This window comes from Streptococcus cristatus ATCC 51100 (assembly GCF_011612585.1).
Lineage (GTDB): Bacteria > Bacillota > Bacilli > Lactobacillales > Streptococcaceae > Streptococcus > Streptococcus cristatus_H.
In genome coordinates, this window is sequence record NZ_CP050133.1 from 1,433,015 (window position 1) to 1,454,025 (window position 21,011).

The following is a 21,011-nucleotide window of genomic DNA, read 5'->3' on the forward strand; positions in this document are numbered from 1 at the left end:
CCTCTATTCTCCTTTTACTTCTAGTTCTTTATGATAATAAGTCCCGATTCTTAAGATTCGTATTTCTTCACGCAAGGGCAAGAGCATGCTAATCAAAATGACTAGTGTGCTTGGCAAGGTCAAAAAGAAACTTGGTAAAGGCAAGAAGAAATTAATAAAATAGGGCAGGCCGACATACATGATGAGATAGATAGCACCTATATTTGATTGCAAAGAAATATAGTGTTTTAACACTTTTAAGGTTTCTTTCCCAGGCTGAATATAGTCAAAATATTCTCCCTGACGCTGCAAGCGTTTCGCTGTCTCTTCCGGTTCCAAATTGATATAGGCAAACAAAATACCCAACAAGTAAATCGCAACTAGATAAACAAGGAGACCCAAGGGCTTTGTAAAGTCAAACAAATTCCCAAATTTTAGTGAAAATCCTTTCCCCGTCCAGTCTAGTAATAATTGGAACAACATCAAGACACTTGTTGCATACATAATGGGCATTCCACCAGAAGGAATGAACTTAATTGGCAAATAAGATTTATCATAGTAGCGACTGCTTAACATGATCCGATTGAGAGGCAGACGTATCTCGGCTTTCTCACACACAACAGCAACAAAGGTCAAGAGAAGATAGGCCAATAGAGCCACAACTAACATCATTCCTCCTCGGACAGAAGACAAGGATTTCCCAAGCAAGACTATTAATTGGTCAGCAAACTGGAGTAAAATCCCTGAAATGATAATAATGGTTGACCCTCCCACTCCTTTACGAGTATTAAGGCTTGACAACCAAATAATAATAAAACTGCCTGTCACAACTGTGAGTAAAACTGCTAGATTATAGAGCCAATCATCCACTAGAAGTAGAAAGCGACCATTTCCTCTATAAGCGGTGTACATAATGGCCAGTCCCTGCACAATCGCAAAGAACAAGGTTAAGATTTTTTGAAAGAAATCCGTTTTTTTAAGGGACCAAGATTGTATATTCCAGCTTTTCTTTAGGTTCATGACTTGCCATACGATCATCGTCGTAATCCAAGGTCCTAAGCCCAAAGAAAATACTGAAATCTGAGAAACATCAATTCCTGCCAGCAAATACAAAGCGGCCAAGGGATTGTCTTCCTTTATCCGAAAAGCTTCCATACTGCCATTGTAGCCCGGAAGCAAGATATGTCTTCCTAATATATAAATAGCTATAATGAACAGGGTAAAGAGGATTCTCTTTCTAAAAATATTCTGATGCTTCTTTTTCTTAAGACCAAAGTGCTCCATTTATTATCCTTTATTTGTATTTTGGACTTGCCCAGAGTCCTCTTTTCATACATAAACTTGTCTTTTAAGCCAAAGACTTAAGAAAGCAAGCCCATTCCATAGAATTATAGATAAGGAATCAACTTGCTTTCTCTATTTCGATTACAAAATGTGGGGCAGTTCGTCATTTAATTAAAATCTGATCGAATTTTTTCCACCATTTCCTGATAATTCTCATGTGAGAATACTTGCTCTGAAACCCCTTCTGTTTGAACATTATCAAAGGCATAAACAGGCTTACCAGACTCTTGAAACTCCCTAATTACAGTATCGAATTTCTGATCGTGATTGATATCAAGATAAATGTCGCTGCTCGCAAGTAAATCTCTCAAAGGATATGGCAAAATTGCAGGGTGCAAACGAACATTTTCATAAGCCATCAGTTTGAGTAACTTATCAGACATCTGTGTATAGGCAGCAATATGAAATAGACAGTTTGGTAATGCATTCACCAAATCTTCAATTCCCTCTAGCCTATCTGAGTTTGTCAAGGTTACACAGTGGAGAGCAAAGCCTTCATCCCTCTGTTTAATAGCTTTCTCGACATCAAATTCATCTGTCTCAATAATTGTAGACCAATCAAGAGAATTGTAAAACCACCATACTTCACGCAGACGCATGTTGGAAACAGTGTTCCATGGTTTTTGACCAGAAATATAATGCAAAACAGCAGGTAGTGGAGAAAGTGGAATTTCGAAAATCCAGTCATGCTTATCTAGCGCAGCTCCCATGTCAAAACCGATTTGAAAATTGTAAGTATCTTCCAAATCAAGTTTTTTGCCCTCAAACATCAAATTCAAGATAGACTGATCACCTTCAGTAAAATTGGCTAATTCTCTATCTGTCAACTCTACCAATTGCTGAGCCATGTTTTCTTCACGCCAACGCTTATTATTGATGAGCATCATTCCAGAATTAAAGCCAAAGCCTACTCCATATGTCGCGCGAGTCGTTGCTACATAATAATCCTCCAGATCTATCTCAAAAAGATGGTCCAGATTTCGTGTCACAACAATATCACAATCTAAATATAAAACTTTATCTGCTGCAACGTAATTCGGTATAAAATAGCGCCCATAAGCCATGTAGTTGATGTGAGCATAGGTTCCAGCTTCCCATTTTGATTTCACCTGATCGTCAATCTGATCATTAAACAATTTCACATCGTTCAACTGACTGCCAGCTGCTTCCACCTTCCGACGCGTATAATAGAACCATTCTTGAGGAATATCCTGATTGAAAACATAAATATCTAGATTTTTATGATGACAGCAAAGAGATTTTATGGTCGTTTCAATCTGTCTGATATACCCATAATCTCCCGAAACCACAATGGCTTTTTTCTTTTCCAAAACACTACTCCTTCTACGCTTATTCTATTCTCTAAAAAAATCGCTATTAAGTTTAATTATACCATAAATTCCGCCTTTATTCAAACACCTTCTTGAAAGCTAGACCTAACTTTTCTAGCCTTAAAATAGAGGTGAAAGCTAATCAGGCAAAAAGAAGAAAGTTTGCTATAAGCTCTTCTAGTATATCTATCCTTTTAAAATCAGACAGCCACTAGCTGCAATGTACTTAAATGTGTGCTCTCATGCTATCAAATCTTATAAAATTAGGGCATCCCAAAGAATTAGCAGGTATTTTATTGAGAAAAATGAGAGTGGGACAGAAATCGGTAATTCGTTAGAATTCGATTTCGTCGTTCCACCTCCGCACAGTTGAGTAGGGCTGTAAAAGCTGATGAAATCAGCGTAATAGAGCCCACTCAACCACTGCGTCTTGCTCGACAATCCAAAGACAATTGAGAGGCTAGGACTTTTGTCCCAGCCTCATCTTACCCTACTTACATCACTTAGTTATTATGCACCCGATTCATGTATTCGGTATAGGATTCCGTTTGCATCAGTTCCTTAGCATTTTTGACCCGATCAGCAGTCGGTGGCTTCACGCCTTCCAGTGAATAAGGAATGCCCAGCTCCCGCCACTTGAACTCTCCCATAGTATGGTAAGGTAAGATTTCAAACTTATCAACGTTCTTGAGTGTTTTGACAAACTTACCTAGCTCAATCAAGTCCTCATCACGGTCGGTTAAGCCTGGCACCAGAACGTGACGAATCCACACTGGCTTTCCAATATCTGAGAGATATTTTGCACAGGCCAAGATGTTTTTATTGGTCTGGGTAGTCACGATCCTATGCTGCGCTTCATTAATTTCCTTGATATCCAGCAAGACCAAATCCGTCACCGCCATCAGTTTATTAAACTTTTCTAGATAACGAGGCGTATTTCTAAAAGGCAGAGCACAAGTATCCAGCGTACAATGAATCCCCAGCTCTTTGGCCTTGGTAAAGAAGGCAATCAAAAAGTCGATTTGCAGAAGTGCTTCTCCCCCGCTGACGGTAATGCCACCTTTATTGCCCCAGAAACCTTTGTAACGAAGGGCTTCTTGTAAGATATCATCCACAGTCCGCAGTTGAGACTTGTTAGTCTCCATCTCCCAAGTATCTGGATTGTGGCAATATTGACAACGCATATGACAGCCCTGCAGAAAGACGATGAAGCGGATACCTGGTCCATCCACTGCCCCAAAACTCTCTGTAGAGTGCACCATTCCTGTTACTTTCCCATAATCAATCGCTTCTTCAACCATAATAATCCTCTTGTACCTGAAAACGTTTTACTATAACTACATTATACCACGATTCGAGTGAAAATAGATAGATTCTGCCTATTTTTTAGAAAATAAACTGTTTTTCAGTTTCATTTTCATTGTGTTACAACAGATAAAGTCTCCCATTTTTCTTAAAATTGCCTCTCTACGTTTCCAGCTTTCTCCATAAAAAAAGCCGCCCTAGAGGGCGACCTTTTCGGAGATTGTTATGAAAAAAAGGTGCGGAACTATAGCTATAACAGCTGCTCATCTGTTAAACTAAAGGACTCCTTCTATCAAATAAAGTTAAGAGGTCTTCATTTGATGCTTCTAGTATACTGCACCATACTTAAAAGAAGCTTAAGCTGGTTTTAGTCATTATTTACTAAAATAGCTAACGTTTCATAGGGTTTCAAGGTCATGGTCGCTGCTACTGCTGTCTCCTCGTAATTCGAAATCAGCACCTGGCCATTTTGATAGTCTGGTAGGATGTCCAAGGTAATCGGGTCAGCATAGAAGTTGTTAAGGACTAAAAGTTTTTGTCCTTGCCACTCCCGCTCAAAGGCATAGACCTGAGGACTGTCCTCATAGGCTGGCTGATAGCTGCCCTCTGCGATGATAGGTAGTTCCTTACGCAGGGCAATCAATTTCTGATAAAAGGTAAAGATCGGGCCCTTGATTTCATTTTCCACATTGATGAGAGGATAGGATTTGCCCGCCTTCAGCCATGGAGTTCCTGTTGTAAAACCTGCATTGACTGAATCATCCCACTGCATAGGCGTCCGAGAATTGTCACGAGACTTAACCTTGATGATCCTGAAGGCTGCTTCTGGCGATTGACCTTCAGCAAGCAGACTCTGGTAAGCATTGAGAGACTCGACATCCATATAATCTTCCATGGAGTCATAGTCAGGGTCCACCATGCCAATCTCCTCACCCATGTAGATATAAGGCGTCCCGCGCGACAGATGAATACTGGCTGCCAGCATGGTTGCCCCTTCATTGCGGAAATTCTGTACATCAACAAAGCGGTTGAGAGCTCGCGGCTGATCATGGTTGTTCCAAAAGAGAGCCGACCAGCCATCATGATCACTCATTTCCTTGCCCCAAGTATGGAAGAGGCGTTTTAACTCTTCAAAGTCAAAGGCCTTAAGAGTCCACTTCTGTCCAGCTTCATAGTCCACCTTGAGATGATGGAAATTAAAGGCCATAGATAGCTCCTGCCGGTCTGGTGCGGTGTAAAGAATGCAATTTTCGATCGTCGTAGCGCTCATTTCGCCAACCGTCATAAAGGAATCGTCCTGCCCAAAGGTCGCTTCATTCATCATACGCAGATAGTCATGCACAATTGGCTTATCGGTATAGGCCGGCTTGCCCTCCTGCTCTGGACAGTCCAACAGCACCTCATCTTTTCCGATGACATTGATGACATCAAAGCGGAAGCCTTTGACGCCCTTGTCCCGCCAAAAATTCACCACTTTAAACAGCTCTTGACGAACATTGAGATTGCGCCAGTTAAGATCAGCTTGAGTCACATCATAAAGATGCATATAATATTTACCCGTATCGCCAAATGGCGCCCAGGCACTGCCGCCAAACTTGGACAGCCAATCCGTCGGCTCATCTCGCAGGATAAAGAAGTCCTGATAGTAGGAATCCCCAGCCAGTGCCTTTTGAAACCACTCATGTTCAATCGAGCAATGATTGAGAACCATGTCCAGCATGAAGTCAATACCATGCTGCTGGCCGACCTTGATCATCTCTTCAAAATCTGCCATATCTCCAAAGATAGGATCAACTGCAGTGTAGTCAGAAATATCGTAACCGTTGTCCCTCTGCGGACTCGGATAGAAAGGATTGAGCCAGATCATGTCCACTCCCAGCTCTTTCAGGTAAGGGATTTTTTCAATGATACCGCGGAAGTCTCCCAAACCATTGCCAGTCGTGTCTTTAAAAGATTTTGGATAAATTTGGTAGACAACCTTTGTTTTATCAAGTGTCATATCTTCTCCTTTTTTGATAAAAGGGAGGGGCTCGGAGCCGCCATCCCATGAGTTAACTATTCCTAAATGCGTTTTGCTGTCATCAATTTATCACCGCGTTTGATATGGCTAGGATATTCTCCACTTATATCTGCTACAAAAGCATCCTGATTGGTGATAATGACAGGTGTTTCTGTCACGAGACCTGCAGCCTTGATGACATCCATATCGAAGCTAATCAGTTTTTGTCCAATAGCCACATGATCGCCTTGCGCAATATGGGCCTCAAAGCCCTTGCCATCTAGACCGACCGTATCCATCCCGATATGCATAAGCATTTCCACACCTTCGTCCGATACAATGCAGACGGCATGTTTGGTTGGGAAGAGAACAGTCACCGTACCGTTCACAGGTGACACTAACTCACCTTCACTTGGCTCAATCACTAAGCCCTGTCCCATCACACCTGATGAAAATACTGGATCCGTTGCCTGACTGAGTTCTTTTACTTTACCAGCAAGAGGACTAACGATTTCTACTGGTGCGACAATCTTTGTTTCCTGATGAGCGAATTCTGCTTCTTCTTGAGCTGCAAATTCTGCTTGCAGTTCTGTATCGTCTTCCATTTTTGTGAAAAATCCTGCTTTGCGGAAGAAAAAGGTCAAAGCCATTGGTACAACGATTGCGACAAGCATCACCCCTGCAAATGGAAGCATATATTTTGCTTGGATAGAAAGAATACCTGGTAAGCCACCAATCCCGATAGCATTGGCCGTGATATTAAAGGTTACAGAGAGTAGACCAGCAATAGACGAACCGATCATTCCCGCAACGAACGGATAGATGTACTTGACATTGACCCCGAAAAGGGCTGGTTCCGTAACACCAAGGTAAGCCGAAATAGTAGCTGGCAAGGAAATTTGTGCTTCCCGCTCATCGTGACGATTCATAAGGTAATAAGCAAAAACAGCTGAACCTTGAGCAATATTTGACAGAGCAATCATGGGCCACAGACCAGTACCACCGGCATCCGCTACCAACTGAGTATCAATGGCATTGGTCATGTGGTGAAGACCTGTGATAACAAACGGAGCATAAAGGGCACCAAAGACAGCACCAAAGAGCCATTTAACAGGACCAGTTAAACCTGCCAGAACAACTGTTGAAAGTCCCTGACCAATTGCCCAACCGATAGGACCCAAGACTGTATGAGCCAAGATCAAGGCTGGAATCAATGATAAGAAAGGCACAAAAATCATAGAAACCACTTCTGGAATATGTTTCCGCCAGAAGATTTCTAGATAAGACAAGGAAAGTCCTGCCAGCAAAGCTGGAATAACCTGCGCTTGATAGCCGATACGATTAACAGTGAAGAAACCGAAATCCCAAACCCAATTCTTAGCGATTTCAGCTGCTGGTGTCGATGCCACGGCGTAAGCATTGAGTAGCTGCGGTGACACCAAACAGATCCCCAAGACAATACCCAGAATCTGGCTAGTTCCCATCTTACGAGAAACAGACCAAGTGATTCCTACTGGTAAGAATTGGAAAATCGCTTCACCTGGAAGCCACAAGAAATGGTTGATCCCAGCCCAGAATTGAGACACTTCTGTGATGGTTTTCCCATCCAACATAGACCAATGAACGCCTTCAAGAACATTCCGAAAGCCGAGGATCAATCCACCGACAATCAGGGCTGGAATGATTGGAGTGAAGATTTCAGCTAGAGTCGTCATGACCCGCTGAACTGGATTTTGATTACTCTTAGCTGCTGACTTGGCTGCTTCTTTGGAAACGCCCTCAATACCTGATACAGCTGTGAAATCATTATAAAAAATCGGTACGTCATTTCCAATAATGACTTGGAACTGCCCAGCATTGGTAAAGGTTCCTTTTACGACTGGAATGGCTTCAATGGCCTTAACATTGGCTTTCTTTTCGTCACCAAGTACGAAACGCATCCGAGTCGCACAGTGAGTGACCGCTGTAACATTCTCTTTGCCGCCAATTGCCTTCAGCAAATCCTTAGCTTCCTTTTCAAATTTTCCCATTTGACTTGTGGCTGGAAATCATCCAGCACTCTCCTTATATTTTGATACCGCTAGTTTCCTGACTAGCTTACAAACTCAATTGTAATCGATAACAATCCTGTATGCAACTTGTTTGTTTTAAAAATAGAAGATTTCTGCTAAAATTTTGATAGTTGTATGGTAAAAATAATACAAGAGAGGGATTTATGAAGAAATACAAACAATTATTCAAACAACTTGAAAGAGATATTCTAGGCGAAAAATACCAGCTCGGTGACTTTCTTCCTAGTGAACATCAGCTGATGGAAATCTACCAAGTCAGTCGGGATACAGTTCGCAAGGCTTTAGCGCTCTTGCAAGAAGAGGGACTGATTAAGAAAGTGCGGGGGCAGGGCTCCAAAGTCGTCAAACAGAAACAACTAGACTTCCCTGTTTCTAACTTAACCAGTTATCAAGAATTAGTGGCACAGCATCAGCTTCAATCCAAGACCAATGTCATCAGCCTTGATAAGATCACTGTAGATAAAAAGCTCTCAAAAACAACTGGATTTCCAGAGTACCGCTTGGTTTGGCGTATTGTCCGGCAGCGAGTGGTCGACAATATCGCTTCTGTCTTGGATATTGACTATCTAGATAAAAGCTTGGTGCCAGATCTAACCAGAGAAATCGGAGAGCATTCTATCTATGCCTACTTAGAAGAAACCTTAAAGCTTAACATTGCCTATGCTAGAAAAGAAATTACAATCGATCATGTTAGTGACCAAGATCAGATCCTTCTGGACATTGGCCGAGACCAGCATGTCGTTTCTATCAAATCTCAGGTCTATCTAGCTGATGGCCGCCAGTTTCAATACACAGAGAGTCGGCACAAACTAGATAAATTTCGCTTTGTGGACTTTGCTACTCGGCAGAAAGAATGAAATCTTGATTCAGCAAACATAAAAAATCTCCTCTGTCAGCTAAAATCTAGCGAGCAGAGGAGTTTTCCTGTTCTTTGGTTTGTTGTTTAGTTTTATACGTTTTTTATATTTAGGAGATGATATGAAAAATTTATGAAATGTTGATACGAGAATCTATTTCTTGCTTCTATTGCTATTACTGGTTAGGCTGCTTCGTTTAACTTGGAGCGAATGAATGATTTCTGATAGGTTACTTTTACTTTATATGTCATTGGACTGTCCTCATTTCTTATTTGTTGAGACTAGTATAAGACTTTCAGCTTAAGCATTCCTTATAAAAATCTTGCGGAAAACTTAAAACAAAAGAAGCTGAATTTATTTTTCAGCTTCTTCATCTTCTTCAATCATTTCAGATATTTCCACTTTCACCTTAGTGACACGGCCATTTTTGACCTTGTCATTGGTCAAAATCAGTTTTTTATTCTGGCTTTCCACTTCATAGCTGAGCCGCTCTGTTGGATTTGGAATGGTTCCAACACCAGTCAGATAATAACCAGCAATAGTATCCACATCATCACTATCGATTTCAACTTCAAAATATTCATTAAAGTCATTGAGGGTCATCGTTCCTAAAACAATATAGGTATTCTCACCGATTTCATGAACCTCGATAGCAACCTTGTCTGTCTCGTCTTCGATTTCACCGACGATTTCTTCCAGCAAGTCTTCAAGCGTCACGAGACCTGCCATACCACCATACTCATCCAGCAGAATCGCCATTTGATTTTGAGTATTCCGGAGAGATTTGAGCAAATCATCCACGAAAATCGTTTCAGGGACAAAGAGTGGCTCTTGCAGAATCTTGCGGAGGTTTAGATTGTCGAATCCATTGGCGAAGGCTTCATTTAGCAAGCGCTTGGTATGAATCAAACCGATCACATTGTCCTTATCACCATCATAGACAGGAATTCGTGAGAAATTTTGCTTGAGGATACTTTCGATGATTTCCTTGGTATCATCCTGAATATCAACCATAAAGGCATCTGTCCGTGGCACCATGAGTTCACGCGCCACCATTTCATCCAGCGAGAAAATCCCCTGCAGCATTTCGATTTCATCTGCATCCAGCGTCTCCTCACTATTGGTCAGCATGTACTCAATCTCATCTCGGGTCATTTTTTCATCCGCATCATCAAACTTCATCGGCGTCATCTGACTGAGAAGATTGGTAGAGGCTGAAAGCAACCAGACAAACGGACTGACAATTTTCCCGAGGAAGATAATCACTGGTGCAGTCCGAATAGCCAAACTATCCTTAAGATTCATAGCGATTCTCTTAGGATAAAGCTCCCCCAAAACAATGGAAATATAAGTCAAGAGAGCAAGGGCCAAGAAACTAGCAACTGCATGTGCCGTCTTGGAATCACCCATCCAAGAAGCAAAGATTTTCCCTAGATTATCCGCAAAGCTTGCCCCCGACAGGATATTGATGACAGTGATACCGACCTGAATCGTTGACAGAAAATTATTGGGACTTTCGAGGACTTTTAATAAACGAACGTATTTGGCATCGCCTTCTTCGGCTTTCTGCTCGACGCGAGCTCGATTGAGCGACACCATCGCCATCTCAGAAGCTGAGAAAAAGGCATTTAGTAAGGTTAAAACAAATAGCAGTATTGCTTGCAATAAAATACTCTGACTGCCAGGGTCTTCCATGGATTCTTCTCCTAAAAATTATAATCAGCTTTGATTATAACATATTTTTGGGATTCGTGCACAAGGATTTATGGGAAAGCGTTTTGCAGACTAATCCTCTAAGTCCTGCAAGACTTTTTCTAGCCGAGAAATAGCTCCAACAGGCAGGGCTGTCTTGGGATATTTCTGATTAAAGGCCAATAGAAAGTTTAAACGGACCTGCATTCTTTCACGAATGAGCTGTCTGTACTTGTCATCAAAGTTTGGAACAGCATAGCCCTTATAATCCAAGTATTCAAAACCTTCCAAAGGACCAAAGGGCTTAAATTGAGCCCTTCCCTCTACAATCTGCTCAATAATATCTAAAGATACTTCCTTTGATATCCCCTTGCCCATATAAAAACCAGTATTGATAATGTAGCAAGCAACTCCTGACTCAAATAAACGACGGAATTTCCGATAATCTTCCACCAGTGGATAAACGCGGAAAGGATTGGCATAAGGCTCAATAACCAAGTCTTCGTGCAAGCCAGTGACATTCTCAGCATTTGAGCGCTTGGTCATCAGGGTGCAGCCCATTGTGGAAGCCATCAGCGGATCATTGATCTTAACCAGTGGCGGCAGAGAATCATCTTTCATGATCCAGAAGATAGCATTGATGGGCTCATCAATTCTGTCTACTCGATTTGGGGTCGCAAAACGCGATTTGACAGTCCGTCCATTCCCGTTACGGATGTCCTCAGTCACTAGCTTTTTCCGCCCGTTTTCATCCAGCGTCACTCCACAATTCTGCACGGTGACAAAGAAATCCTGCTCACTATGGCCTGTAGGATAGTCATTAGTCTTGTCAAAATAAGACGGTTCGAGGGCAATAGAGGAGCCATCCTTGACTGAGATAATGAAGGCATCGTCATGGAGAACCTTGATATCATATTTATGGCCATGTTTGGCATGCGTCAATGTGGATTTTCCTGAACCGGATAGACCAAAGAAAGATGCAACATAGTCTTCTTTTTCCGTCTTCTGCTTGAAGATTTTCAGACCTCCGTGGCAGGCAACATAGCCATTTCTGGCAGCCGTCCCCCAGGCTAAAGTCAAGGTCGCCTTTTTCAGTTCTCCGAAATAATTTAAGCCCAGAATAACGGCACAATTATGATTGGTATCAAAGTAAACCAAACCTTCAGGATAGTCTGGATGCGTCCACTTGGGATCAAAAAAGACAAAGATATCATTTTCCTCGTACTTTTTAGAAGCTCGTAGGCGGTTCTTAAATTCCTCGTCCAAAATCTGGAAATTCAAGAGCCAAGAATAAAGATTATTGATTTCTTCCTGAGGAACCATCAGATGGGCGCAAACCATGAAGTCCTCATCCAGCCCCACGACTGCATCTGCCTTATAAAAGGTCCTCTGATGTGCCTGATAAACAGCACTACGAACCAGAAACAGCAAGTGCTCATCTTCCTGACGATCTCTGCCATAAATTCGTCTAGCCTTAGCAGTTCGACCGACAACAGCCCCCGAGTTAGTTAATAAAACGCGGGCATAAGAAGGAAGTCCCAGCTCCTTAGTATGAATCACCGGCATGTCCAGCACAACCGTTCCAGCAGCTACTGAGGCCAGCTGATAGGCCTCTTCTACGGTCTTGATTGCCTGAACCTGATTCTCATAAAAGGCTGTCTCTACAATGGTCTTCAAGGGCGAAAAATACAAAGAATCTTTTCTTATTTCTTGCGGAGAAAATTTACGACGTGTTACCATAACGATACCTCCTTTATGCTATTACTATTATTTTAGCATAAATATCCAATGATAGACCATAAAAAATGCAGTAAAAAAGAGAAAGGCGAGCTTTCTCCTATTTTTTTATAATACCAAATTCTTCATTCTTCTTTTGCTGCTGAGCTTCTTTGTGATTATCATAAAGATTGGCGAGGAATTTCACAATTTCCTTGAGGATAGAGTAGGTCGGAATCGCTACAATCATGCCCATAATACCATAAATATTACTAGATAGAAGCAAGAGAACCATAATCGTAATGGGATGCACCTTCATAACGCTCCCAACAATACGAGGATAGAGGATATTCCCATCAATCTGCTGGATGATCAACATATAGATCAAGGCTGCCAGCATTTTATGAGGGTCGGTAAAAAAGTAGGTGATCAACATGGGAATCAAGCCGATACTAGGGCCCACATAAGGGATCAAGTTAGCCAAAGCTGAGAAAATAGCAAAGACTAAGGCATACTTGAGTCCAATGACACTGTAACCAATATAAGCTAAGGTCCCAATCAGCAAGGCATCAATTGAAATACCGCTGATATAACGGGCAACCGTCGCATTGAGATTGGTCAAGAGACCGGATATATTGAGCTTATCGCGCTTGAGAACGGTCCGCTCCAGCATAGGCAAAAGCTTGTGCCCATCCATCAGGAAGTAGACCAAAAAAATCGGCGTCATGATGAGAATCATGAGGGTATTGATGACAGCAGACACTACGCTACCCAGACTATTGGTAACACTATTTAAAATATTTTGCAGAATATCTACATAGGACAGATTGAGCTGCTGGATAGTAGACTGAATATTCAAACTCTTAAATAAAGGATTTTTGGATAATTGATTAACAAAACTCTGAATTTCCCAATAGAGATTTTGTGTCGAGTTGATTAAGCTGGACAGCTGGTTAATCAAAATTGGCAAGAGGTAGATTACTCCGACTGTCACTAGGCCAAAGAGTAGGAAAAGCGTGATTAAAATCCCAAAAATTCGATTGATTTTCAACTTTTTTTCGAGCAGTGTCACCAAAGGATTTGTGATATAGTAGAGAAATCCTCCCATAACAAAAGGAATTAAAATCGTATTGATAACGCTCACCACTGGCGTAATCATATCTCCCATCTGGCGCCAGATGAAAAAGATGATCGTCAGCAGCAAGACTTCACTGGTCCAAAACATTAACTTACTTTTATGAAACATCTTTACTCTCCTCCAAGTTATTTTACCATAATTTATCATAAAATAAAGGTGATTTCATAAAATCAAGTAGAAAAACGAAAACATTATTAAGTTCAAAGAATTTGGCTAGTCAGAAAAGATCACACAATTCAAAATCTAAATCAGACAAATAAAAAAACACCTGAAAGCAAGAGCTGAAAAGCGGAGTCTTTCAAGTGATTTTGCTATTACTTCCATCAGGAAGCAAAGAATACAATTGAGAATGTAAAACTGTTTAAACCCGTAAACAAGTCATTATCCTTTAATCGGGATTGAAATCTCAATCAAACTATTGGCATAGATTGTCCGAATGGCAGAGGCGTCAATATTCTTTTGGTCAATTTTTCGTTTCAAAAAGAATTCTCTAATTTTTTCAATTTCTTGCTCTCTGATTGCGCGATGCTTATTTGAAATGAGAATTTCGTAATGGCTAGGAGCCTCTGTGAAAATAACATCACTATTGCCCGCAGAATAAACTTCTACCAGCGTTGCATCTGTACTTTCCAACTGATTTTTTACTAATTCTGCGTGGGTATTCGTCGTATTTATAAGCTTCATTCATTTGCCTCCTACCTTAAATCGTCGCTATTATTATAACACGTTTTTCAGGAATTGTGAACGATTACCTGTAATTTATATCATTTTACATATAGCAGGTTAGTTATTCTGATATTTGCGCTTCCACTGCTCAATCCCCCATTTATGGCTGCCACGTTTCAATTTTTCTATTGCAAGATCTACAGGAAACCATGCTAGATTATTAAAATCTTCCAGTGGATTTTCTACTTCTTGATAAGAAAGGGCTTCGTAAATATAGGCGGGATTATAAAAATGCGTGTCCCGGTGGCGAGAATAAAAATACTCGTCCGCTTGACCAAAGTAATCTCCTACTTGAATGCTAAAACCAAGCTCTTCCAGCAATTCCCGCTCGAGAGTAGCCAGCTGGGCCTCTCCTTCTTCCATTTGTCCTCCAGGAAGAAACCAAGCGCCATTAGGAGCTTGTACTAAAATAATATTTTCTTTCTTTTCATCCGGAATCACTGCGTAAACTCCATATCGTGTCACATACTCGACATTTTCCTCATGAACTCCAAAAACTGGATGGGTCATTATCTTTCCTCATTCCTTCTAATCTTTACTACTATCATAAATAACTTATACTAGCCTGTCAAGAGTTTGAACTTATTTTTTCAGCTTTCAAAAGGAAGCTTAGCCCCTTAGTTCTCAAGTAAAAAAGCCCGCCTCAGTTGAGGCGGGACTTCTTCTACTAGCTATCAGTCAAACTTAGTCATATTAGACTGGATTATTTTTCTTCAAAGCCTTCTGCAACTGCATCCGCAAAGTTTTCTTCTACGATGCTTGCACAGTGGTCACAGATAACTGCATGATAGCTACGGTCTGCAGTAGTTGGATCGATACGACGGCAACGGTCACACACTTCACCTGCAGCACGTTCAACTGTAAAGGCAACATCCTCAAAGCTAACGGCAGCTTCTGGAGCTGGTCCATCTGCAATAGTCAAGTCTGACACGATCAAAAGTTGAGCTACATTGCTGTTTACTGCTTCGAGTAGAGTTTTCACGATTTCATTAGGATAAACAGTCAAGTGAGCTTCAAGTGATTTACCGATCACTTTGGCATTACGAGCTTCTTCCAGAGCTTTTTGAGCTTGTCCACGGAAGTCCATGAAAGCTGCCCAGGTATCCAAGATTTCTTCTTGATTAGCAAATGTTTGAGCTTCTGGTAATTCTGACAATTGAACGAATTCTTCAGCTTCAAACTCAAGATATGACCAGATTTCTTCCGCTGTGTGAGGAAGGATTGGTGTCAAGAGTTTGGTGATTTTGACAAGAATGTCATAGAAGACAGTCTGCATTTGGCGACGTTCAAGTGATTTGGCACCTTCGATGTAGACAACGTCTTTAGCGAAGTCAAGATAGAAGGCTGACAAGTCAACGTTGATAAAGTTCACCAAGGCCTTGTAGATTGTCAAAAATTCAAAATCAGCATAAGCATCACGAATCGTCTTGACAAGCTGGTTAAAGCGGATAGTCATGTACTTATCAACAGAACGAAGCTCATCGTAAGCGACTGCGTCCTGCGCTGGGTTAAAGTCAGATGTATTAGCAATCAAGAAACGAAGGGTGTTGCGAATCTTACGGTAAGTTTCAGAGACTTGGCTCAAGATATCCATAGAGATACGCACGTCGTTGCTTGAGTCAACACTTGTTACCCAGAGACGCAAGATTTCCGCACCAAATTGTTTCTCAACATCGCTTGGAGCAATGGTATTTCCAAGAGATTTAGACATCTTCTCACCTTTACCGTCAAGGGCAAATCCTTGTGATAAGATTTGTTTGTAAGGAGCCACGCCATGGTTGGCAACTGATGTGATGAGTGATGAGTTGAACCAACCACGGTATTGGTCAGAACCTTCTAGGTAAAGGTCTGCTGGGTATTTGAGTTCTGGGCGGTTTACTACAACTCCATTCCATGATGAGCCTGAGTCGAACCAAACATCCATAATGTCCGTTTCTTTCTTGAACTCGCCATTTGGTGAACCTGGATGGGTAAATCCTTCTGGCAAAAGGTCTTTAGCATCACGTTCCCACCAGACAATAGAGCCGTGCTCTTCAAAGAGTTGAGCCACATGTTCGATGGTCTCAGCTGTCATGATTGGTGTGCCGTCTTCTGCGTAGAAGATAGGAAGGGGAACTCCCCAAGCACGTTGGCGAGAGATGACCCAGTCGCCACGGTCACGAATCATGTTGTAAAGACGAACTTTCCCCCATTCTGAGTGAAATTTCACTTTTTCAATTTCATCCAAGATTTCTTGGCGGAATTTAGATACAGAAGCAAACCACTGTGGCACTGCACGCCAGATGATTGGTTTTTTCGTACGCCAGTCAAATGGATATGAGTGAGAGATTTCTTCTTGCGCAAGGAGTAGATTGCCAAGTTTTTCGATAACAGTTGGTACCACCTTGTCGTAGAACTGACCTGCAAAGTCAGGACCAGCATTTTCCATCATGATCCCGCGTTCGTTTACAGTTACAGCAACTTCTAGTCCATTAGCAACACCGACATTGTAGTCATCCTCACCAAAACCAGGGGCTGTATGGACAATACCTGTACCAGAGTCAGTCGTAACGTGGTCACCAAGGATCACCAACTCATCTACAGCTGTATCCCATGGGTGGACTGTCACAATGTGGTTCAATTCTTGACCACGGTAGGTCGCCAAGACTTGCACATCAGCCCAACCAAATTTCTCAGACAAACTATTCAACAACTCTGCAGCAACCACAAACTTACGAGCTTCACCAGCAGGTTGGACCAAAACGTAATCAATATCTGCTCCAACTGTCAATCCACGAGAAGCTGTGATGGTAAATGGCGTGGTTGTCCATACAACGATATAGGTATCCGTATCTAGCACACCTTTTCCGTCTTTGACGCGGTTAGCATAGTAAAGGGAAGTTGAAAGCAAATCATGGTACTCAATTTCCGCTTCAGCAAGGGCTGACTCAGAAGACCATGACCAGTAAACTGGCTTGGCACCACGATAGATATAGCCTTTCTTAGCCATTTCACCGAAGACACGGATTTGAGCCGCTTCATAGTCTGGAGTCAAGGTCACATAAGGGTTTTCCCAGTCACCAGAAACACCCAAACGTTTAAAGTCTTCTCGCTGTTTGTCAACTTGAGAGAGAGCATACTCACGGCAAAGTTTCAAGTACTCAACCAAGTCCATTTCTTTGCGTTTGACACCTTGTTTTGCCAAGACTTGCTCGATTGGGAGACCATGAGTATCCCAACCTGGGATGTAAGGCGCATAAAATCCTGACATCGATTTTGAACGAACAATAATATCTTTAGAAATCTTGTTCATAGCGTGTCCAACGTGGATATTTCCGTTTGCATATGGAGGTCCATCATGCAAAGTGAAATGCGGTTTTCCTTGGTTCAATTCTTGACGACGTTGGTAAAGTTTTGCTTCTTCCCATTCTTTTTGCCAAACTGGTTCTTTGGTTGGAAGGCCAGCACGCATTGGAAATGCAGTTTTCCCAAGATTCAGGGTTTCTTTGAGTTTCATTTAGTCTCCTTATTCCATCATAATTTTCAAAATAAAAAACCACAAACTTCTCCGAAAGGACGAAAATTCGTGGTACCACCTTTGTTTAGACAGGAAAAAACCTGTCCCTCTTAGCCTGTAACGTAGGCCGACGTCGTTTCTTACTCGCTTCAGAAACGATGAAGCAGAATGATAAGTCAAACAAAAGGGATTACAGGTCTTTCACCACCACCTGCTCGCTGAAAATATTTTATTTGCCTTGTGTTTCTGCACTTATTATAAAAGATCTACTGGAACTTTAGAATCTTCATCCGATTCTGAACGTTTTACTGATTCTAAAATTTCTTTCTGTTGTGCTTGAATCAACTCTTCATCTATGGTCTGAAGGGTCTGTGTTTCTGCCAATTCTCGATTTGCTTGCTCAATTCGTTCTTGCAATTCAGCTAATTCTTCAGGTGAGAATTGGCGCGTAACATCCACTTCTTCCTCTAGCTCGACTTTTTCTCCAAGCGCTTCTTCAACTACCATTTTAAAGGCTTCATCACTGGTTTGGAGATAGGTAGCAGTCGGGCGAAGGATATCTTCCCAATCTGGAGAGTCAACAATACTTAGTTGACTTTCAATCGTCGATTTGAGGCGCTGATGGAAGACACGCGTTTTATTTTTTAATTCTTCTGTCTCAACAGCTACTCTTTTAGCATTATCTGTAGCCTGACGAAGAATGTCATTTGCCTTATACTTAGCTCTATCTAATAAACGTTGCGCATCTTGCTCTGCTTGCTGCACAATATTTCCTGAACGCTCTTGTGCTGCCTGTTTGACCCGCTCTGCTGTATCTTGTGCAATCAAAACAGATTGGCTGAGCGAGTCTTTCATTTCATCAAAATAAATTAGGCGCTCTTCAAGATTGCGGATTTTTGCTTCTTTCTCATGATTCTCGCGGATTAGTTCCTCATAATCATTGACAATGATATCAAGAAATTCTTCAACTTCATCAATATCATACCCTCTAAATTTGGTCGAAAAAGCTTTATCTCTAATATCTAATGATGTTAGTGCCATATTTCCTCCTTATTTGCTAGGTAATAATTCAACTGTTAGTTTATGCTTCCCATTTTTGGAAAAACCATTTTCTGTTAAAATCTTAAATCTTCCATATTTCCTAACGCTAATCAAATCTCCCAGAGAGAGCTGGTGACTAGGATTATCAATGGTTCTGTAGTTCTGCTTTACCTGCTTCCCCATGATTAGTTCCACAGCTTGACTGCGTGATAACTTAAACACTATCGCTACCAGCTTATCCAATCTGAGACTAGAGACCAGAACATCTGTTGTTTTAGTCGCCGGTGACTCTTGTAGCTGCTCTCTGAAATCAACTCTTCTTAGCCGAACTGGAACTTTAGCTATTTTAGAAACATTCGTAATGAAATATTCTTCTAATCTTCTATCCACAAATACCTGTGCACGGTCATCCACGACGATAATATCGCCAAACGTCCGCCTCTCAATCCCTAGCTGATGCAAAAGGGTTCCCATAATTTGTGAATGAGTCACCTTATAGAACTTACTTGCATAGGTAATCTCTAGCAAGACCACATCGAAATCTTCGAGTTCTAATTGGTAATAGCTAGGTGCAATCAACACTTTAGCAAACTCGCTTGGAAAATAATCTGAACTAGCAAATACTTGCACATCATATTGCTTACTCAAATTTTTGAGAATATTGACCTGATGAGGATTCAAAAAAGCAGTCGTCTCATAGCTATATTGATTTTCTACTCTTTGAAGCAATTCCATGCTTTTATCCAGAAAATCTTGATCATCCTGAGAATAATGCTGATAGATATTGTTTACCATAGCAATAACAAGGAAGCGAGGAAGTGTAGAAATAAGGTATCAAGCACTCTCAAGGCAAAAAGTGCCGCCAGAACAGTAAAGTCTAATCTACCAAACTGCAAGGGTAACCTGCGGAACAAACGCAAAAATGGTTCAACCAGAGAACCGACAAGCCTTCCTAGGGCTGTTTGGTAAGCTCCAGGGAACCAAGACAAGAGTGCATAGACGAAGACGAGAAGGGAGTAAAGATCAATTAGATTAGAAACTAATTTTAAAATAAAGTAAATCATTAATTATCTGCTGCGTTTCATATCAAAATCGTATTCACTCAGATCCACATCGTTTGGAAGGCGAATATCTTCTACATTGACAACAACATTGATTGGAGTGAGTAAGTACATGGTACTAGCAACTTTTCTCAAGTTCCCAGCCAAAACATAGCGCGCCCCATCAAGATAATCCAAGCAACGTCTTGCTTGTACCTCTGTCATATATTGAAAATCAATTAAGATACTCTCATTCGCCACAAGTAAATCAACAACCTCTGTTGCTTCCTCATATTTTTTCGGATAGCGAACATCAATCGTAACCTTCTCACTAGATTTCACTCGATGCTGAGCCAGTTCTTGTTGGCGAGCATGCAATCTAGTAATATTTTCCGTTGCAGGCTTTTGTTGGACTTGTGAAGAAGCTGAACGAGTACGTGCGTTTTCCTTTGCCGATGCAGCCGGAACTGGCTCGATCTCTGCAGGCTTCAAAACAGAATCAGATTCATCTGAAGGCTGTACTGGTAAGTCAGACTTCTCCCCATCTTCTGTAAAGTATTCTATAAATTTATCAAATTTATCTTTAAATGACATAGTTCTTTCCTATTTAAAAAATGCTGTTCCGATTCTGACATAGGTTGAGCCGTTGGCAATCGCTTCTGGATAATCACGGCTCATTCCCATACTCAAATCAGAAAAGGGCATGTTTTTTAACTGTTTGCTTTGTAAGTTTTGTTGAAGCTGATGTGCCTCTGAAAAAATCTGATTCAGCTCTTGATGATCAGCTTCGAGTGGAGCCATGGTCATCAGGCCAACAATGCAAATATTTTCTAAGGCTACAAGCTCTGGTAAAACACTATCTAGTTCTTCAACTAAAAAACCGTGCTTGCTTTCTTCTTTTGAAATATTCACTTGCAAGAAACAATTAATCACATGATCTGCTCGCTTGTTGATTTCTTGAGCCAATTTGACAGAGTCTAAAGCATGGAAATAATCAACATAGTTGATCACATCTTTCACTTTTCTTCTCTGCAAACTACCAATCAAATGCCAGGTAAGGTTTTCTTCCTTTAAAGCATGATATTTTTCAAGAAACTTATTTACTCGATTTTCTCCAATATGTTTGATTCCTGTATCCACGAGTTTTTTCGCTGTTTCACAGTCAACATATTTGGTAACCGCAATAATGTTTACGGAGTCCTTTAATCGATTTTCTTTTTCAACTATTTGAGCAACATTTTGAAAAATTAAATCTTTATTTGCTTGAAAATCCAT

The 21,011-nt window shown here is 41.2% G+C and carries 16 protein-coding genes, 1 pseudogene and 1 other annotated feature; of the genes and pseudogenes, 1 reads left to right on the plus strand and 16 read right to left on the minus strand.

Features of this window, described 5'->3' with window-relative positions; translation table 11 throughout:
* Nucleotides 1-3: 3 nt before the first annotated feature.
* The 5 genes from HBA50_RS07130 to treP all read right to left on the minus strand — a co-directional run bounded on the left by HBA50_RS07130 (nucleotide 4) and on the right by treP (nucleotide 7,988).
* A complete protein-coding gene (locus HBA50_RS07130) occupies nucleotides 4-1,158 on the minus strand; it encodes an accessory Sec system protein translocase subunit SecY2 (protein WP_235285267.1) in 1,155 nt (384 codons plus the stop codon).
* Between the two features lie 272 nt (nucleotides 1,159-1,430).
* Entirely contained in the window at nucleotides 1,431-2,654 is a 1,224-nt protein-coding gene (locus tag HBA50_RS07135; RefSeq protein ID WP_005590786.1) for a glycosyltransferase, read from the minus strand.
* 503 nt (nucleotides 2,655-3,157) lie between these two features.
* Complete coding sequence (gene pflA / locus HBA50_RS07145) at nucleotides 3,158-3,955, minus strand: pyruvate formate-lyase-activating protein (protein WP_005590787.1); 798 nt, start codon at nucleotides 3,953-3,955, stop codon at nucleotides 3,158-3,160.
* Nucleotides 3,956-4,326: 371 nt separating this feature from the next.
* Complete coding sequence (gene treC, locus HBA50_RS07150) at nucleotides 4,327-5,958, minus strand: alpha,alpha-phosphotrehalase (RefSeq protein ID WP_045499123.1); 1,632 nt, start codon at nucleotides 5,956-5,958, stop codon at nucleotides 4,327-4,329.
* Nucleotides 5,959-6,020: 62 nt separating this feature from the next.
* Complete coding sequence (gene treP / locus HBA50_RS07155; RefSeq protein WP_045499120.1) at nucleotides 6,021-7,988, minus strand: PTS system trehalose-specific EIIBC component; 1,968 nt, start codon at nucleotides 7,986-7,988, stop codon at nucleotides 6,021-6,023.
* 185 nt (nucleotides 7,989-8,173) lie between these two features.
* Here treP and treR point away from each other — a divergent pair, with 185 nt between their 5' ends.
* Complete coding sequence (treR, locus tag HBA50_RS07160) at nucleotides 8,174-8,887, plus strand: trehalose operon repressor (protein WP_045499118.1); 714 nt, start codon at nucleotides 8,174-8,176, stop codon at nucleotides 8,885-8,887.
* A gap of 354 nt (nucleotides 8,888-9,241) precedes the next feature.
* Here treR and HBA50_RS07165 read toward each other — a convergent pair whose 3' ends face one another.
* From HBA50_RS07165 to HBA50_RS07215, 11 genes and pseudogenes are all read right to left on the minus strand, one after another.
* Nucleotides 9,242-10,582 carry a hemolysin family protein gene (locus HBA50_RS07165; RefSeq protein WP_045499115.1) on the minus strand — a complete coding sequence of 447 codons (1,341 nt, stop codon included), beginning with the start codon at nucleotides 10,580-10,582 and terminating at the stop codon, nucleotides 9,242-9,244.
* 90 nt (nucleotides 10,583-10,672) lie between these two features.
* Nucleotides 10,673-12,319, minus strand: a complete 1,647-nt coding sequence (locus tag HBA50_RS07170; protein ID WP_045499112.1) for a phosphoenolpyruvate carboxykinase (ATP) — start codon at nucleotides 12,317-12,319, stop codon at nucleotides 10,673-10,675.
* 97 nt (nucleotides 12,320-12,416) lie between these two features.
* On the minus strand, nucleotides 12,417-13,541 hold the full coding sequence (locus tag HBA50_RS07175) for an AI-2E family transporter (protein WP_045499109.1): 1,125 nt from the start codon (nucleotides 13,539-13,541) through the stop codon (nucleotides 12,417-12,419).
* A gap of 273 nt (nucleotides 13,542-13,814) precedes the next feature.
* A complete protein-coding gene (locus tag HBA50_RS07180; RefSeq protein WP_005590795.1) occupies nucleotides 13,815-14,117 on the minus strand; it encodes a DUF1827 family protein in 303 nt (100 codons plus the stop codon).
* Nucleotides 14,118-14,216: 99 nt separating this feature from the next.
* Nucleotides 14,217-14,669, minus strand: coding sequence for an NUDIX domain-containing protein (locus tag HBA50_RS07185; RefSeq protein WP_045499106.1), 453 nt, complete (start codon nucleotides 14,667-14,669; stop codon nucleotides 14,217-14,219).
* 193 nt (nucleotides 14,670-14,862) lie between these two features.
* Nucleotides 14,863-17,655, minus strand: coding sequence for an isoleucine--tRNA ligase (gene ileS, locus HBA50_RS07190; RefSeq protein WP_045499103.1), 2,793 nt, complete (start codon nucleotides 17,653-17,655; stop codon nucleotides 14,863-14,865).
* A gap of 52 nt (nucleotides 17,656-17,707) precedes the next feature.
* Nucleotides 17,708-17,911, minus strand: a binding site (T-box leader).
* Nucleotides 17,911-18,696, minus strand: coding sequence for a DivIVA domain-containing protein (locus tag HBA50_RS07195; protein ID WP_045499100.1), 786 nt, complete (start codon nucleotides 18,694-18,696; stop codon nucleotides 17,911-17,913). It overlaps the preceding feature by 1 nt.
* 9 nt (nucleotides 18,697-18,705) lie before the next feature.
* Complete coding sequence (locus HBA50_RS07200; RefSeq protein ID WP_045499097.1) at nucleotides 18,706-19,491, minus strand: YlmH family RNA-binding protein; 786 nt, start codon at nucleotides 19,489-19,491, stop codon at nucleotides 18,706-18,708.
* Nucleotides 19,485-19,760 (minus strand): YggT family protein, encoded by a 276-nt coding sequence (locus HBA50_RS07205; protein ID WP_061422496.1) that lies wholly within the window; start codon nucleotides 19,758-19,760, stop codon nucleotides 19,485-19,487. The genes HBA50_RS07200 and HBA50_RS07205 overlap by 7 nt, the downstream gene beginning before the upstream one ends.
* Nucleotides 19,761-19,763: 3 nt before the next feature.
* A pseudogene (locus tag HBA50_RS07210) lies at nucleotides 19,764-20,135 on the minus strand (cell division protein SepF); the annotation flags it as partial.
* 204 nt (nucleotides 20,136-20,339) lie between these two features.
* Nucleotides 20,340-21,011, minus strand: coding sequence for a YggS family pyridoxal phosphate-dependent enzyme (locus HBA50_RS07215; protein WP_045499092.1), 672 nt, complete (start codon nucleotides 21,009-21,011; stop codon nucleotides 20,340-20,342).

Excerpts from the sequence above, each read along its gene's own strand:
- pflA (WP_005590787.1), bottom strand. The coding sequence starts at position 3,955 with ATGGTTGAAGAAGCGATTGATTATGGGAAAGTAACAGGAATGGTGCAC.
- treC (WP_045499123.1), bottom strand. The coding sequence starts at position 5,958 with ATGACACTTGATAAAACAAAGGTTGTCTACCAAATTTATCCAAAATCT.
- treP (WP_045499120.1), bottom strand. The coding sequence starts at position 7,988 with ATGGGAAAATTTGAAAAGGAAGCTAAGGATTTGCTGAAGGCAATTGGC.
- treR (WP_045499118.1), top strand. The coding sequence starts at position 8,174 with ATGAAGAAATACAAACAATTATTCAAACAACTTGAAAGAGATATTCTA.
- HBA50_RS07165 (WP_045499115.1), bottom strand. The coding sequence starts at position 10,582 with ATGGAAGACCCTGGCAGTCAGAGTATTTTATTGCAAGCAATACTGCTA.
- HBA50_RS07170 (WP_045499112.1), bottom strand. The coding sequence starts at position 12,319 with ATGGTAACACGTCGTAAATTTTCTCCGCAAGAAATAAGAAAAGATTCT.
- HBA50_RS07175 (WP_045499109.1), bottom strand. The coding sequence starts at position 13,541 with ATGTTTCATAAAAGTAAGTTAATGTTTTGGACCAGTGAAGTCTTGCTG.
- HBA50_RS07180 (WP_005590795.1), bottom strand. The coding sequence starts at position 14,117 with ATGAAGCTTATAAATACGACGAATACCCACGCAGAATTAGTAAAAAAT.
- HBA50_RS07185 (WP_045499106.1), bottom strand. The coding sequence starts at position 14,669 with ATGACCCATCCAGTTTTTGGAGTTCATGAGGAAAATGTCGAGTATGTG.
- ileS (WP_045499103.1), bottom strand. The coding sequence starts at position 17,655 with ATGAAACTCAAAGAAACCCTGAATCTTGGGAAAACTGCATTTCCAATG.
- HBA50_RS07195 (WP_045499100.1), bottom strand. The coding sequence starts at position 18,696 with ATGGCACTAACATCATTAGATATTAGAGATAAAGCTTTTTCGACCAAA.
- HBA50_RS07200 (WP_045499097.1), bottom strand. The coding sequence starts at position 19,491 with ATGGTAAACAATATCTATCAGCATTATTCTCAGGATGATCAAGATTTT.
- HBA50_RS07205 (WP_061422496.1), bottom strand. The coding sequence starts at position 19,760 with ATGATTTACTTTATTTTAAAATTAGTTTCTAATCTAATTGATCTTTAC.
- HBA50_RS07215 (WP_045499092.1), bottom strand. The coding sequence starts at position 21,011 with ATGGATTTTCAAGCAAATAAAGATTTAATTTTTCAAAATGTTGCTCAA.